Source organism: Paraburkholderia sp. 31.1, assembly GCF_014397645.1.
In the GTDB taxonomy this organism is placed as follows: Bacteria; Pseudomonadota; Gammaproteobacteria; order Burkholderiales; family Burkholderiaceae; genus Paraburkholderia; species Paraburkholderia tuberum.
Map to the genome: position 1 here is coordinate 161,779 of NZ_VZQN01000005.1, position 14,180 is coordinate 175,958.

Here is a 14,180-nt window from a genome sequence, read left to right on the forward strand (position 1 = left end):
TGCTCCTTGCGAATACGTCGAGTATTCGCGGCGTCGCAATCCTTGCGAGCGGCCCTTCTCGCGGCAACGCACGTGCGTTCCATAGGTAAACAGACCCTAGCGCGACGGACTCATGCGGAAGTACGCATCGAGCAGCGAGGTCTTGTAGACGACGCCGGCGAGCTTCGGATGCGCGGTGCTTTCGATCACCGGCAGCCGCTCGCCCTGAAACGCCATGAAGTGCTGTAACGCGATGGCGAGCGACATGTCCGGCGTCAGCACGTCGAAATGCGGCTGCAGATAATCGGCGGCGGTTTTCATCGACGTTTCGCGCCGCTCGAGCAGATCGGACGTGATGTCCTTCAGCGCGACCACGCCGAGAAACGCGCCCGAGTCGTTCGCGACGTACAGGTACTTGACCGGATACTCGAGGAACACCCGCGTCATGTCGTGCACGGTCGCGTTCGGCGGCACGACGGTCTGCGCGGGGCGGATCAGCTCGCGCATCTGCGTCGCGCGCAATCGCGAGCGCTCCTGCTCCTCGCGATTGCGGCGCAGCGTGATCTCGTACATCGAGGTCTTGCCGATCGCGCGAGCGATGAAATACGCGACCACGCACGACAGCATCAGCGGCAGCACGACCTGATAGCTCAACGTCATCTCGAAGATCATCAGGATCGCCATCAGCGGCGCCTGGGTCGCGCCCGCGAGGAATGCGCCCATGCCGACCATCGCATAGGCGTAAGCGGCCGACGTCGCATGCGGCCACAACGCGTGCATGCCTTGGCCGAACAGCGAGCCGACCGCCGCGCCGACGAACAGCGTCGGCGTGAACACACCGCCCACCGCGCCGGAGCCGGCCGTCGCCGCGGTCGCCGCGAGCTTGCAGACGAGCACCAGCAGGAGCGCGGACCATGTCCACGGCGAATGCAGGATCGAGTTCACGACGCTGTAGCCGTTGCCCCACACCTCGGGCTCCGCGACCGAAATGATGCCGACCACGAGACCGCCGAGCGCGAGCCGCACCGGCAACGCCACCGGCAGCTTGCGAAAGGCCGCCTTCGATGCGTTGAGCAGCCGCAGAAACTGCGGCGCGGCCGCGCCGCACAGCGCGCCGAGCGCGACGAACAGCAGCACCTCGGGACCGGTCACGGTCGGAAACTCCGGCATCTCGTAGGGCGGCTTGTAGCCGGCGAACTCGCGCATTGTGATGTTCGCGACGACCGCCGCGACCAGCACCGGCCCGAAGCTTTCCATCGCGATCGAGCCGAGCACGATCTCGGTGACGAAAAACGCGCCCGCGATCGGCGCGCTATACGCGGACGTGATACCGGCCGCCGCGCCGCACGCGACGAGCAGGCGCAGCCGCGGCGGATCGAAGTGGACCCAGCGGCCGATCAGCGACGCGGCGAGCGCCGCGAGCTGCACCATCGGACCTTCACGACCGATCGAACCACCGCTCGCGATCGTAAACAGCGACGACACGCTGCGCCACAGGCTCAGGCGCACCGGCACGACGCCGTCGCCGATCGCGACCGCTTCCATGTAGTCGGTGTGCGTTTTCGTGTCGGCGTGACGCTGCGCAATCAGCAGGAAAATGCCGGCGACGAGACCACCCGCGGCCGGCAGCCAGATGCGCATGGTCCACGGTAGGCTGCGCGCCATGTCGACGAAGCTGCCGGAGCGGCCGGCAATCGCCAGTTGCAGCAGTTCGATGCCCTTGCGAAACAAGATGGTCGCCAACGCGCCGGCAATGCCGACCACAACGGCCCAGACCAGCACCGTATGGGCTTCTGAGAGGCGGAAAACGCTTTGGGCGCGGGTGCGCAGCTTCAGCAGGAATGAAAGCACGTCGTCGGTACGGGGCGTGATGGAAGGTTGAAAAAACCGCGGCACAACAGCAGCGCGCCCGCCTCGAATGGCGGGCGCGCGGCGGCGAGCGGGCGGAGGCGGGCGGCGCGGTTCAAGTCGCCGCCTTGTCGAGTTCAGGATAGTGCCGGAAGATGCAGCTTTCGTTATGGCCGATGCGCCGGTCCGAGTCCAGATACGCGGCGATGTTCGGTCTTGCGATCACGGCGTCGTGCAGCGCGGCGAGCCGCGGATAGTGCTCGCCGAAGCGCTTCAGCGCGCGCGGAAACGCGTACAGCAGACCGTCGATCAGCTGGAACATCGACAGGTCCACATAGGTCAGCGTGTCGCCGACCATGAAGCTGTCGCCGGCCGGATTCTGCGCGAGCACGCGCTCGAAGTACGACATGAACTTCGGAATCCGATGGTCGATGAAATCGTGCGCGCGCACCTTCGCCGCGTCTTTCTGCTCCTCGTAGTAGAGGCCGCTCGCGAGCGGATGGTGGGTGTCGTGCGCTTCGGTGACGACGTCGGCGATCGTCAGCTGCAGGCCGTTCGCGACATAGCGCAGGCTGTCCACCTCCGGCGCCAGCTTGAGCCGCGGGCCGAGATAGAACAGGATGTTGGCGGTCTGCGCGATGACCAGATCGCCGTCTTTCAGAAACGGTGGCGCGAACGGCGGATACGGCTCGTCGGGGCTTTGCATCACCGCCATCATCGCTTTGGTGCCAAGGCCCTTCGAAGGCTTGCCGCGCGCGACTTCGACATAGTCGACGCCGGCTTCCTCCAGCGCGAGCCGCACGAATTCGCCGCGGCCTTGCAGGCCATCCCAGTAGTACAGTTCCAGGCTCATCGATCGATCCTCATTCCGGTCGCCCGGACGCGTCGCGGCAAGGCGGTTTCACCGCTGCCATCGGACGTCGCGCACGGGCGGGTTGGGGGGCAAAGTTCGCAGCAACGAGTATGCCGTGTGATCGGCCGGGATGGTGCGCCAGAAAGCGCAAAACCCCGCGCGCGGCGGGGTGTCGGGGAAGGCGGGAGAGCCCGCGACGGCTTAGTGGAACAGGTGCTGGACGGTCCATGTGATGCCGAGTCCGCCGGCGATCAGCCATACATACAGAATCAGGCCGGTGGTCAGCGCGCGCGGACCCGCTTCGCGAATCTGCGAGAAGCGCGTTTCCATGCCGAGTGCGGTCATCGCCATCGTCAGCGCGAAGGTGTCGAACAGGTTCAGCGTCGAGGTGGCGCTTTCCGGCAGCACATGCAGCGAGTTGATCGCCACGCAGGCGAGGAAGCCGAGTGCGAACCAGGGGATCGCCAGCTTGCGCGGGGCGGCGCCGCCCGTGCCGCCATCGTTCGCGCCGCGCGTCGCGCGGTTCACCCACAGGCCGACCACCAGCAATACCGGCACGAGCAGCATCACGCGGGTCATCTTGACGATCGTCGCGATGTGCGTCGCTTCGGGGCTCACGTTGCTCGCCGCGCCGACCACCTGCGCGACCTCGTGGATCGTGCCGCCGAAGAACAGGCCGGCGCCGACCGTGTCGAGATGCAGCCAGCCTGCGTTGAACAGCACCGGGTAGAGGAACATCGACAGCGTGCCGAACAGCACGACGCTGCCGACCGCCATCGCGCTCTTGTGCGGCTTCGACTGCAGCGTCGATTCGAACGCGAGCACCGCGGCCGCGCCGCAGATCGCGCTGCCGGCCGCCGTCAGGAGCGCGGTGTCGCGATCGAGCTTCATGATTTTCATGCCGGCCCAGGTGCCGATCACGAGCGTGCTGACGACGATCAGCACCGACTCCGCGAGACCCGGCAGGCCCACCTGGGCGATTTCCTGCAGGCTCACACGCAAGCCGAAGAACGCGACCGCGATGCGCAGCAGCTTGCGCGCCGAGAAATTCACGCCGGCCGCCCAACTGACCGGCATGCTGTCGCGCAGCGCGTTGCCGTAGATCGCCCCCGCGACGATGCCGACGATCAGCGGACTCAGGCCGAGGCCGGCAATCGCCGGAATCGCCGCGATGCGCGTGACCGCGGCGGCGAACAGCGCGACGAACAGTACGCCGTTGAGCTGGCCGCGGGTGGACAGCGCGGGGGAGGCGGCGGCGAGCGGGGCGGTGGGTGTGGACATGATCGGTGGTTTCGTAACGGACTTGCGTGGGACTGCATAAGCAGCAATGGGGCTAATCCTAAATTAGATATATCGATATGAAAAATCGTGATTTAGAATGTGAAGTATCGGCTCAACGGATATTTAATCGAGATGACCCCGGATCAACTTATAACGTTCGCCGCCGTCGCGGAGCATCGCAACATCAGCCGGGCGGCGGTGGCGCTGCATCTGTCGCAGCCGGCGGTATCCGGCCAGCTGAGGCAATTGCAGGACGAGTTCGGCGAGCCGCTGTATCAGCGCGATGGCCGCGGGGTGCGGCTGACGCCAGCCGGCGAACAGCTCGCCGCCTATGCGGCGCGGCTGCGCGACACCTGGCGGCAGGCGCATGCCTATCGCGACGCGCTGCGCGGTCTCGAACAGGGCACCTTGCGGATCGGCGCGAGCACGACGCCGGCGAGCTACCTGCTGCCGTACCTGATCGCCGAATTCCATCGCCGCTATCCGCACGTGACCGTGCATACCGCCAACGGCAACACGGCCGAGATCGTCGGTGCGCTCGGCTCGGTCGACATCGCGATGATCGAGGGTCCCGCCGGCGCCGATCTGCCGCCGGACACGGTCGTCCATGCGTGGCGCGAGGACGAGATCGTCGCGATCATGCCGCGCTCGCATCCGCTCGCGCAGGCGGACAATGGCGGGCGCATCGAGCTGGCCGCGTTCGGCGCGTATCCGCTGGTGCTGCGCGAGGAAGGCTCGGGCGTGCGGCAGACGGTCGAGCGCGAGTTCGCACGCGCGGGCGTGCCGATGCGCGTGGCGCTCGAAATCGCGGGGGTCGAAGGGGTGAAGGAGGCGGTGCGGGCGGGGATGGGTGTCGGTTTCGTGTCGGCGATGTCGATGCGGCATGAGGACGGTGCGCTGCGGCTCATGTCGCTGAGCCCGCAGCCGCTGACGCGGCGGCTGTCGATTCTGGTGCCGCATGCGAGCGCGCCGTCGCGGGTGGTCGAGCAGTTTCTGGCGATGTGCGTCGCGGACGAGGGCGGCTGATTACCGCGCTGGCAGCGTATGGGGTCGAGAATCCGAAGCCGCGCGGGGCGCTGCCGTGCCCGGCGCGCTTCGCTTTACGCTCGCCGTATGCCGGGCGCGCCTAGGGATTTCCTCTATGGTGCGCGATGGCTGTCCCGAGCACCATTCGCACATCGCAGCGCCTCGGCGCTTTTTTTCGAAGTTTAGTTGGAACCGGTTCCAAAAGCGGTTTCGCTTCAGGATTGCGTGAGTTGGATATGGCTGCTGCAGTGGAGATCGTGGTCGTCGCCAGCGCGTTCGGTGTGAACGCCGTGCGCGCCGACGGCCATCTGAAATGGGCGCAGGCGGCAAAGCGCGCCGGCGCGGCGGGTTTCGAAGTGCGTCGGGAGCTGTTCGCGAGCGACGCGGACGCGGACCCGCAACGGCTGCGCGCGCTCGGCGCGGCGTTGGCCGATCTCGGACTGTGGTCGGTGTTCTCGACGCCGGCATCGTTGTACGCGGCCGACGGCCAGCTCGATACCGACGCACTGCGTGTCGCGCTCGATCAGGCGGCCGCGCTCGGCGCGCGCTTCGTCAAGCTGCAACTCGGCGGCTTCGCGGGCGGGGCTCACAGCGCGGCCATCGTCGCGCACGTCGCGAGCGGCTCGGGCACCACGGGCGGTGTGCGGCCACGGCTCGTCGTCGAAAACGGGCAACTGGCGCAGGGCGGCTCGCCCGCGCAGTTCGTCGGGCTGTTCGATGCGCTCGCGCGTGAAGGCCGCGCGGGCGCGCTCGGCATGACCTTCGATACCGGCAACTGGGCGTGGCTCGACGTCGCGCCGCTACCCCTCGCGCCGCAGCTCGCGCCGTACGTCGAGTACATCCATTGCAAGACCACCACGGGCGAGGGCGCGCGGCGCTTTGCGAGCGCGCCGGCCGAGGATGACGCGCCATTGCGCGCGCTCCTCGACCGGCTGCCGCGCGATGTGCCGCGCGGCATCGAGTTTCCGTTCGATCCGAGCCGGATGGACGCCGATGCCGCGCGTTATGTGAGCTGGCTTGCGCGCGTGTAGACGCGCGACGCGGCATCACGAAGCGCCTCGGTCGAAGCCGTATAGCAGACGAGGCGGCAACCCAGGCAGCAAAGAACGCATTCCACGCAACACGAATCACCGCATCAGCAGCACCACCAGGAGCCCAGCATGACGCACCCTTACCCCGCGCTCGACGTGATCACCTACGGCGAAGCGATGGCGATGTTCGTCGCCGCCGAAGCCGGCCCGCTCGCGGGCGTCGGGCACTTCACGAAGCGCATCGCCGGCGCGGATCTGAACGTCGCGATCGGCTTGTCCCGACTTGGCTTCAGGGTGGGCTGGATGAGCCGCGTCGGCGACGATTCGTTCGGCCGGTACGTGCGCGACACGCTGACGAAAGAGGGCATCGACCAGCAATGCGTGAGCACCGACGCGCGCCATCCGACCGGCTTCCAGCTGAAGTCGAAGAGCGACGACGGCAGCGACCCGGCGGTCGAATACTTCCGCAAGGGCTCGGCGGCGAGCCATCTGTCGCTCGACGACTACCTCGCCGATTACGTGCTGCCCGCGCGTCATCTGCATCTGACCGGCGTCGCCCCGGCGATCTCGGCAAGCTCGCGCGAACTCGCATTCCACCTGGCCCGCGAAATGCGCGCTGCAGGCAGGACGATCTCGTTCGACCCGAACCTGCGTCCGACGCTGTGGCCCTCACGCGCGGCGATGGTCGAAGGCTTGAACGCGCTCGCCGCGCTCGCCGACTGGGTGCTGCCCGGCATCGGCGAGGGTGAGATTCTGACCGGCCACACGCAGCCGGAGGACATCGCGAAGTTCTATCTCGAGCGCGGCGCGCGCGGCGTGATCGTCAAGCTCGGCGCGCAGGGCGCGTATTACCGCACCGCGACCGATGCCGCGACGATCGCCGGCCGGCCGGTCGCGAACGTCGTCGATACGGTCGGCGCGGGCGATGGTTTCGCGGTCGGCGTGATCAGCGCGCTGCTCGAAGGCCGCACGCTCGCGCAGGCGGTCGCGCGTGGCAACCGGATCGGCGCGCTCGCGATCCAGGTGATCGGCGATTCGGAAGGTTTGCCGAGCCGCGCCGAACTCGACGCACTGGAGCTGGCCGAGGTACCGGACATCGCAAGCGCGGCCTGACCCGGATCGGACCGCATCGATAGCGCTGCATCCACAACCAGCATCGACGACAACAAGAGCGCCCACAGCGCGCCCAGATTTTTTCATCATTGATTCGGGACGACGCCGTCCAAGGAGACTTCCATGACCTCATCGCTTGCGATTCGCCGTTGGTGGACGATCATGCCGATCGTGTTCATCACCTACAGCCTCGCGTATCTGGATCGCGCGAATTTCGGCTTCGCGTCAGCGGCCGGCATCAATCAGGATCTCGGCATCAGCAAGGGGCTCGCGTCGCTGATCGGCGCGCTGTTCTTCCTCGGCTATTTCTTCTTCCAGATTCCGGGTGCGATCTATGCCGAGCGCCGCAGCGTGAAGAAACTGGTGTTCTGGAGCCTCGTTCTGTGGGGCGGCTGCGCGGCGTTGACCGGCATGGTCAGCAACATTCCGTCGCTGATGGCGATCCGCTTCCTGCTCGGCGTCGTCGAAGCCGCGGTAATGCCGGCGATGCTGATCTTCATCAGCAACTGGTTCACGAAGAGCGAGCGCTCGCGCGCGAACACGTTCCTGATCCTCGGCAATCCGGTCACGGTGCTGTGGATGTCGGTCGTGTCCGGCTATCTCGTGCATTCGTTCGGCTGGCGGCACATGTTCATCGCCGAGGGCGCGCCCGCGATCATCTGGGCGATCTGCTGGTGGTTCCTCGTCAAGGACAAGCCCGAGCAGGTGTCGTGGCTCACGCAAGAGGAAAAAGACGCGCTCGCGCAGACGCTGCGCGCCGAGCAGGCCGCGATCAAGCCGGTGCGCAACTACAGCGAGGCGTTTCGCACGCCCGCGGTCATCAAGCTGTGCGCGCAGTATTTCTGCTGGAGCATCGGCGTGTACGGCTTCGTGCTGTGGCTGCCGTCGATCCTGAAGAACGGCTCGTCGTTCGGCATGGTGGAAACCGGCTGGCTGTCGGCGCTGCCGTATCTGGCCGCGACGATCGCGATGCTTGCAGCTTCGTGGGCATCGGATAAACTCAACCGCCGCAAGGTGTTCGTGTGGCCGTTCCTGCTGATCGGTGCGATTGCGTTCGCGGCGTCGTACGGGCTCGGCTCCGCGCATTTCTGGGTCTCGTATGCGCTGCTCGTGATCGCGGGCGCCGCGATGTACGCGCCGTATGGACCGTTCTTCGCGATCGTACCGGAGCTGCTGCCGAAGAACGTCGCGGGCGGCGCGATGGCGCTGATCAACAGCATGGGCGCGCTCGGTTCGTTCGTCGGCTCGTACGTGGTCGGCTATCTGAACGGCGCGACCGGTTCGCCCGCGGCATCGTATGCATTCATGAGCGTGGCGCTCGTCGCCGCGGTGATCCTGACGCTCGCCGTCAAGCCGGCCGCGGCCGAACAACGTGGCCCCGCTCGTCCCACCGTCGCAAGGAAAATTAGCTGATGAACAAGATCGTCGCCTGGAAGTCGCTGCCCGAGGATGTGCTCGCCTATCTGCAACAGCATGCGCAGGTCGTGCAGGTCGATCCGTCACAGCATGATGCGCTCGTCGCCGCGCTGCGCGATGCCGACGGCGGCATCGGCGCGAGCGTGCAGATCACGCCGGCGATGCTCGAAGGCGCGAGCCGGCTGAAGGCGCTGTCGACGATCTCGGTCGGCTACGACCAGTTCGACGTCGCCGACCTCACGCGCCGCGGCATCGTGCTCGCGCACACGCCGGACGTGCTGACCGAATCGACCGCCGATACCGTGTTCTCGCTGATCCTCGCGTCCGCGCGGCGCGTCGTCGAGCTGGCCGACTGGGTCAAGGCAGGGCAGTGGCGCACGAGCATCGGGCCCGCGCAGTTCGGGCTCGACGTGCAGGGCAAGACGATCGGCATCGTCGGCTTGGGGCGGATCGGCGGCGCGGTCGCGCGACGCGCGGCGCATGGCTTCAACATGAAGGTGCTGTATACGAACCGCAGCGCGAACCACCAAGCGGAGCAGGCGTATGGCGCGCGGCGCGTCGAGCTGGCTGAATTGCTCGCGCAGTCCGATTTCGTCTGTCTGCAGGTGCCGCTCACGCGAGAGACGCGGCATCTGATCGGCGCCGCCGAACTGCGCGCGATGAAGAAGAGCGCGATCCTGATCAACGCTTCACGCGGCGCGACCGTCGACGAACCGGCGCTGATCGAGGCGCTGCGCAACGGCACGATTCACGGCGCGGGTCTCGACGTGTTCGACACCGAACCGTTGCCTGCCGACTCGCCGTTGCTCGCCATGCCGAACGTGGTTGCATTGCCGCATATCGGCTCGGCGACGCACGAGACCCGTCATGCGATGGCGCTCAACGCGGCGGAGAACCTGGTCGCCGCGCTCGACGGCACATTGACGACCAACATCGTCAACCATGACGTCCTGGCGAAGTGAATCGCAGGGCGGCGCACAAGCTCCCGCCCTCGGACCGGCACGAGCGATGAGCGAATGAGCACGACCCCGCCCCCGGCCAGCATGCCGCCTGGTTCCCCGAGCGCGCCGCCGCGACGCGCGACGATCACCGATGTCGCGCGTGAAGCCGGCACCGGCAAGACCAGCATCTCGCGCTATCTGAACGGCGAGTTCAGCGCGCTGTCGCCCGAGCTGCGCGCGCGCATCGAAGCCGCGATCGCGCGGCTCGACTATCAGCCGAACCAGATGGCGCGCGGCCTGAAGCGCGGCCGCAACCGGCTGATCGGCATGCTGGTCGCCGACCTGACCAATCCGTACTCCGTCGAAGTGCTGCAAGGCGTCGAGGCCGCGTGCCACGCGCTCGGCTTGATGCCGCTGATTTGCCACGCGGCGAACGAAGTCGAGATGGAGCGGCGTTATCTGCAACTGCTGACCACGTACCGCGTGGAAGGTGTGATCGTCAACGCGCTAGGCGTGCGCGAGGAGACGTTGCGGCCGGTCGGCGACGGCGGGATTCCGGCGGTGCTGGTCGATCGGCGCGTGGAGGGGCTGGTCGCCGACATGGTCGGTCTCGACAATGGCGCGGCCGCCGCGCTCGGTACGCGGCATCTGCTCGAACGGGGCTTCGAGCAGATCTGGTTCGTCGTGCAGCCGTTCGAGCAGGTCAGCTCGCGGCAGTTGCGCGTCGAAGCATTCGATCGGGCGATGCGCGACGATGGCCGCGCGCGTGGTCGTACGCTGGTGCTCGATCTCGCTGATGCAACTGCGCTCGAGCGCGGTCTCGCGGAGCTGGATCGTGCGATCGACTCGCCAGGCGGGGCCGGTGCCGAGCCCGCCGGCGCCTCCCCACGCGTCGCGCTGTTCGCGGCCAACGCACCGGTCGCGTTGCGGCTCGCGCTGCATCTGAACGCGCGTTACGGCGCGCACTGGCAGAGCCGCGTCGCGCTGCTTTCCATCGACGATCCGGAGTGGGCCGAGCTCGCCGGCATCACGACGATCCGCCAGCCGACCTACGACATCGGTTATCGCGCGGTCGAATTCCTGCACGAGCGCATCGAAGGCGCGCAGACGGGCGCGCGCGACTGCCTGCTGCCCGGCGAGCTGATCGTGCGTGCGTCGACCGCACGCTGATTTCCGGCCAATCTGCGATGATGCGGGCTGCGGCGCGCAGCGGTTGCGCGCCGGGGATTGCAAGGAACCCCGCAAGGATACTCATGGTCGTGCCACCGCTTACCCTCGCGAGTCTCGCGCTCGCCACGCTCGTCATCGCCGCTTTACCGTTTCTGATTTACCGACAATTGCGCCGTCCGCTCGCGCTTCGGCCGCGCGACGCGATCGCCGGCGTCGCGGTGTTCGCGCTGTTCGCGATGGTCATCGAGCGTGCGCTGCACGACTATCTGTTGCGCGGCAACGAAACGACCGCGGCGTTCCTTTCGCAGCCGCTCGCGTTCGTCGTCTATGGTGCGCTGGCCGCGGGCGTTTGCGAGGAAGTGGGGCGGTTCGTCGGCATGCGGCTGCTCATGAAGCGCGCGGCGGCGCGGCCGGCGGTGCGCAAAAAGGCGAACGTCGACGCGCCCGCCGGCGTCGATGCAAGCGCGGGCGCGAGCCCCGCCGCCAGCACGACCGCCGACACGCGCACCGCCGCATTGCGCGCCGACGATGGCGCCGCGCTCAGCTACGGCCTCGGCCACGGCGGCGCAGAAGCGTGGATGGTCGGCGTGTTCGTGCAGTTCCAGTGGCTCGTGTTCGCGGTCCTCGAAAACCGTGGCCGGCTCGGCGATTACCTCGGCAATCTGCCGGCCGAAGCGGTGATGCGCGTGCATCTGATTCTCGCGAGCCTGACGCCGCAACTGGCCGGCATTTTCGCGCTCGAACGCGTCGCGGCGCTGGTGTTCCAGATCGGCCTGTCGGTGCTGATGTGGCGCGGCGTGCGGGCCGGCTCGCGCGGCATCCTGCCGCTCGCGATCGGGGTGCACGCGCTGATCGACGTGCCTGCGGCAATGACGCAGGCGCGGCTGCTGCCGCTCGCGGCGGCCGATACGATCTATGGGGTGGCGGCGGTGTTCGTCGCGGGACTGCTGATACGGATTTACCGGCGGCCGGCGGCGGCGTGAGCGGATGAGCCGCTGGACAGCAGGCGCCTCGCTATCCCTTCAGCGTTTCTCTAAAATGCGCCTACGTTTCAGGACCTTCTTTTCCCGGCAGCCTTCATGGAAGCTTACCAATACGACTGCGCGCATCCGGAGTTCGACGAGCTCGCGCGCGTCATCAGCGATCTGTTTCCCGAGCAGACGCAGTTCATCGAGCGTGCCGCCGACGATGGCACGCCCACACTGACGGTTCACTGGGTAGCAATGCGCTTCGGTTCCACCGCGCGCCGTATCGCGATGACGGTCGCGATCGCGCCGGCGGCGCTCGCGCGTTATCGCGCGATGCCGGCGCGGTTGCGTGGCCGCAGCTTTGCGGTATTGCGCGCGTACGTCGAAGCGAGCCTGGGCTCGCTCGAAGAAATGTACGCGAACGGCCAGGCGGTCCCGCGCGAAGTCACGGTCGATCTCGGCGAAGAGTTCGCGTGACGCGCGAATGAAGCGCGAATGAAGCGCGAATGAAGCGCGAATGAAGCGCGGGCGACGCGGATTCAATCCGCAAGCCGATAGACCTTCGCGAAACGCGCGGCCTGCACGACGCCGTAGTCGCCGGGCGCGTACTGCATGACCCAGTCGCCGGCCGCGCCGTGCAGCACGTCGCCGCCGCTCGCGCAGCGCGCGAGCGAGAAGGACTCGTCCATCCGGCGGGCGAGTACGACCGCCGGGCGGTTGCGGTAGGCGCCGGCTTCGCCGTGCGCGAGCGCGGCATCGGCGGGCAGGTACTTCGCATCGAAGCGCTCGCGCGACACGACCCAGCGCTCGCCGGTCGAGCCGGTGATCAGCGCATCGCCGCGCACATAGCGGTTCGGGCCTTCGAGGCTCATCAACTGGCCTTCGGCGGCGGCGAATTCGACGCTTACCGTTTCGTCCTTGACGACGCGTTGGGCGTGCGGATCGTCACGCAAATCGAGATTCCTGAGTTCGGTCATGAAGCGGGTGGAAGATTAGCGGGTGAGCGTTGCGGCGAGACTTGCCGCTTTGCGGCGATCGTGCGTCGAGTCGCTGGGACGGGTAGCCGGCCCAGACAGCGCGGCCCCGAATAATGCCAGATGCATGAGTCAGGGGGGAGGCGAAAGGCTGAGGCGTGGTGAGACAGCCGCAGTTCGGGCGCCGGCGGAATTGCCGAAATCAACCGCGTCCGAACGGACCCGCGCCCGCAACGGGGCAACCCCCGCCGCGGGCGCTCTTTCATTACGGCTTGACAGTCGCGTCGCTCGCGGCTGCCGCGGGCTTGCCGCCCTTGCCCTTGCCATGGTGGCCGCGATGATGACCCTCGGGGCCGCCCTGGTGGAACGTCGCGTCGGCGAGCTTCTTCTGCTCCGGCGACAGGCTGCTATACAGCGGATCGAACGCATCGACGAGCTTCTTCATGCCGTCCGCATGCGCCTGCGCGATCGTTGCGTACTGTTTCATGTCGTCGAGCGCGCTCACGTTGGTGGCCGCCTTGCGCTGCTCGAACAGCCGGCCCATCGTTTCGCCGTTGCTGCGCATGACGTCGGCGAACGCCTTCCATTGCGTTTCCTGCGCGGGCGTGATCTTCAGTTGCGAGTGCAGATAAGCGATGCGGTCTTCGACGTTGCGTTCGTGGCCGGCCTTGGCCGCGGAAGCCGAGGCCGTGGTGTCCGGCGCGGCGGCCGGCGCGGCGGTTTGGGCGAACGCGCCGCCCATCGAAACGGCCGTAGCCAGCATAACCAGTGCTTTTTTCATCGAAACTCCTGATGTCTGTTCGTTATTGAGACACGGCGCGCGGCGAGCGTCTTGCCCCGCGCCAGCGGCGAATGGCGCCGCACCGCAAGCGGCTGCCGCATTCGCCCGGCGCCGCTATTAGTAACACGTTAACCCTACAATACGGTGCGTGTGCGACAAACGCTTACAACCGAAACGAACGCGAAACGGCTCGCGCCTGAGCGGCAATCGCGCCGACATACTGCGCCGAGGCCGCCTCACAGTGTGCCGTGCATCTGTGACCGTACCGCGTGACATGGCGCCGCTGCGTGCAGACGCGCGATAATCCGCGACATTCCACACCAACTTCCTTCCCCTTCGATGAGACCTCCGCGCCTCGACCAGCTCGACGACCTCGACCGCAACCTCGTTGCACTGCTGCAAGCCAACGCGCGCGAGAGCGTCGCGAATCTTGCGCGGCAGCTCGGCGTCGCGCGCACGACCGTGATCGCGCGCATTGCGCGGCTCGAGCGCAGCAACGTGATCGCCGGCTACAGCGTGAGGCTTGGCCAGGATGTGCTCGATTCGAGCATCGTTGCGTATGTCGGCATCATCATCGCGCCGAAGCACGGACCGGCCGTGCAGAAACGCCTCGGCAAAATGCCCGAAGTGCAGATGCTGTGCGCGGTCAGCGGCGAGTTCGACTACGTGGCATGGCTGCGCGCCGATTCGCCCGAGCGGCTCAACGATCTGCTCGATCAGATCGGCGGGCTAGAGGGCGTCGAGCGGACCACGACGTCAATCATTCTCGCGCGCAAGATCGACCGCGGCACGGTGTGAG

Annotated in this window: 14 protein-coding genes; 9 read left to right on the top strand and 5 right to left on the bottom strand. The window is 67.1% G+C overall.

Translation table 11 applies throughout. The annotated features are described in order from the left end of the window. Positions 1-96 precede the first annotated feature (96 nt). From F6X37_RS05020 to F6X37_RS05030, 3 genes are all read right to left on the bottom strand, one after another. Positions 97-1,830 carry a ClcB-like voltage-gated chloride channel protein gene (locus F6X37_RS05020; protein WP_090805829.1) on the bottom strand — a complete coding sequence of 578 codons (1,734 nt, stop codon included), beginning with the start codon at positions 1,828-1,830 and terminating at the stop codon, positions 97-99. Between the two features lie 112 nt (positions 1,831-1,942). Next, positions 1,943-2,680 carry a glutathione S-transferase gene (locus tag F6X37_RS05025; protein ID WP_090805317.1) on the bottom strand — a complete coding sequence of 246 codons (738 nt, stop codon included), beginning with the start codon at positions 2,678-2,680 and terminating at the stop codon, positions 1,943-1,945. Positions 2,681-2,881: 201 nt separating this feature from the next. After that, positions 2,882-3,961 carry a YeiH family protein gene (locus F6X37_RS05030; protein ID WP_187610522.1) on the bottom strand — a complete coding sequence of 360 codons (1,080 nt, stop codon included), beginning with the start codon at positions 3,959-3,961 and terminating at the stop codon, positions 2,882-2,884. A 132-nt stretch (positions 3,962-4,093) separates the two neighbouring features. Here F6X37_RS05030 and F6X37_RS05035 point away from each other — a divergent pair, with 132 nt between their 5' ends. The 8 genes from F6X37_RS05035 (at position 4,094) to F6X37_RS05070 (ending at position 12,103) form a co-directional block, all read left to right on the top strand. Next, on the top strand, positions 4,094-4,987 hold the full coding sequence (locus tag F6X37_RS05035) for a LysR family transcriptional regulator (protein ID WP_187610523.1): 894 nt from the start codon (positions 4,094-4,096) through the stop codon (positions 4,985-4,987). 236 nt (positions 4,988-5,223) lie between these two features. Further along, positions 5,224-6,018, top strand: a complete 795-nt coding sequence (locus F6X37_RS05040) for a sugar phosphate isomerase/epimerase family protein (RefSeq protein WP_187610524.1) — start codon at positions 5,224-5,226, stop codon at positions 6,016-6,018. Positions 6,019-6,147: 129 nt separating this feature from the next. Then, positions 6,148-7,131 (top strand): sugar kinase, encoded by a 984-nt coding sequence (locus tag F6X37_RS05045; protein ID WP_260334880.1) that lies wholly within the window; start codon positions 6,148-6,150, stop codon positions 7,129-7,131. 123 nt (positions 7,132-7,254) lie between these two features. Beyond that, the gene (locus tag F6X37_RS05050; RefSeq protein ID WP_090805310.1) at positions 7,255-8,544 is read left to right on the top strand and encodes an MFS transporter; all 1,290 of its coding nucleotides are present in this window, start codon (positions 7,255-7,257) and stop codon (positions 8,542-8,544) included. Then, positions 8,544-9,509 carry a 2-hydroxyacid dehydrogenase gene (locus F6X37_RS05055; RefSeq protein WP_187610525.1) on the top strand — a complete coding sequence of 322 codons (966 nt, stop codon included), beginning with the start codon at positions 8,544-8,546 and terminating at the stop codon, positions 9,507-9,509. The genes F6X37_RS05050 and F6X37_RS05055 overlap by 1 nt, the downstream gene beginning before the upstream one ends. A gap of 54 nt (positions 9,510-9,563) precedes the next feature. Continuing rightward, positions 9,564-10,658: a LacI family DNA-binding transcriptional regulator gene (locus F6X37_RS05060; RefSeq protein ID WP_187610526.1), complete on the top strand. Its 1,095-nt coding sequence runs from the start codon at positions 9,564-9,566 to the stop codon at positions 10,656-10,658. 83 nt (positions 10,659-10,741) lie between these two features. After that, positions 10,742-11,641, top strand: a complete 900-nt coding sequence (locus tag F6X37_RS05065) for a YhfC family intramembrane metalloprotease (RefSeq protein ID WP_187610527.1) — start codon at positions 10,742-10,744, stop codon at positions 11,639-11,641. 96 nt (positions 11,642-11,737) lie between these two features. Then, on the top strand, positions 11,738-12,103 hold the full coding sequence (locus F6X37_RS05070; protein ID WP_018417736.1) for a DUF3022 domain-containing protein: 366 nt from the start codon (positions 11,738-11,740) through the stop codon (positions 12,101-12,103). 62 nt (positions 12,104-12,165) lie between these two features. On the opposite strand, the gene F6X37_RS05075 is transcribed toward F6X37_RS05070, so the two are convergent. After that, positions 12,166-12,603, bottom strand: coding sequence for a PGDYG domain-containing protein (locus F6X37_RS05075; RefSeq protein WP_090805302.1), 438 nt, complete (start codon positions 12,601-12,603; stop codon positions 12,166-12,168). Positions 12,604-12,865: 262 nt separating this feature from the next. Then, positions 12,866-13,381 carry a Spy/CpxP family protein refolding chaperone gene (locus F6X37_RS05080; RefSeq protein ID WP_187610528.1) on the bottom strand — a complete coding sequence of 172 codons (516 nt, stop codon included), beginning with the start codon at positions 13,379-13,381 and terminating at the stop codon, positions 12,866-12,868. A gap of 339 nt (positions 13,382-13,720) precedes the next feature. Here F6X37_RS05080 and F6X37_RS05085 point away from each other — a divergent pair, with 339 nt between their 5' ends. Beyond that, a complete protein-coding gene (locus F6X37_RS05085; protein ID WP_090805298.1) occupies positions 13,721-14,179 on the top strand; it encodes an Lrp/AsnC family transcriptional regulator in 459 nt (152 codons plus the stop codon). Position 14,180: the final 1 nt, after the last annotated feature.

Coding starts and splice junctions, on each gene's coding strand:
- F6X37_RS05025 (WP_090805317.1), bottom strand. CDS start 2,680: ATGAGCCTGGAACTGTACTACTGGGATGGCCTGCAAGGCCGCGGCGAA.
- F6X37_RS05030 (WP_187610522.1), bottom strand. CDS start 3,961: ATGTCCACACCCACCGCCCCGCTCGCCGCCGCCTCCCCCGCGCTGTCC.
- F6X37_RS05035 (WP_187610523.1), top strand. CDS start 4,094: ATGACCCCGGATCAACTTATAACGTTCGCCGCCGTCGCGGAGCATCGC.
- F6X37_RS05040 (WP_187610524.1), top strand. CDS start 5,224: ATGGCTGCTGCAGTGGAGATCGTGGTCGTCGCCAGCGCGTTCGGTGTG.
- F6X37_RS05045 (WP_260334880.1), top strand. CDS start 6,148: ATGACGCACCCTTACCCCGCGCTCGACGTGATCACCTACGGCGAAGCG.
- F6X37_RS05050 (WP_090805310.1), top strand. CDS start 7,255: ATGACCTCATCGCTTGCGATTCGCCGTTGGTGGACGATCATGCCGATC.
- F6X37_RS05055 (WP_187610525.1), top strand. CDS start 8,544: ATGAACAAGATCGTCGCCTGGAAGTCGCTGCCCGAGGATGTGCTCGCC.
- F6X37_RS05060 (WP_187610526.1), top strand. CDS start 9,564: ATGAGCACGACCCCGCCCCCGGCCAGCATGCCGCCTGGTTCCCCGAGC.
- F6X37_RS05065 (WP_187610527.1), top strand. CDS start 10,742: ATGGTCGTGCCACCGCTTACCCTCGCGAGTCTCGCGCTCGCCACGCTC.
- F6X37_RS05070 (WP_018417736.1), top strand. CDS start 11,738: ATGGAAGCTTACCAATACGACTGCGCGCATCCGGAGTTCGACGAGCTC.
- F6X37_RS05075 (WP_090805302.1), bottom strand. CDS start 12,603: ATGACCGAACTCAGGAATCTCGATTTGCGTGACGATCCGCACGCCCAA.
- F6X37_RS05080 (WP_187610528.1), bottom strand. CDS start 13,381: ATGAAAAAAGCACTGGTTATGCTGGCTACGGCCGTTTCGATGGGCGGC.
- F6X37_RS05085 (WP_090805298.1), top strand. CDS start 13,721: ATGAGACCTCCGCGCCTCGACCAGCTCGACGACCTCGACCGCAACCTC.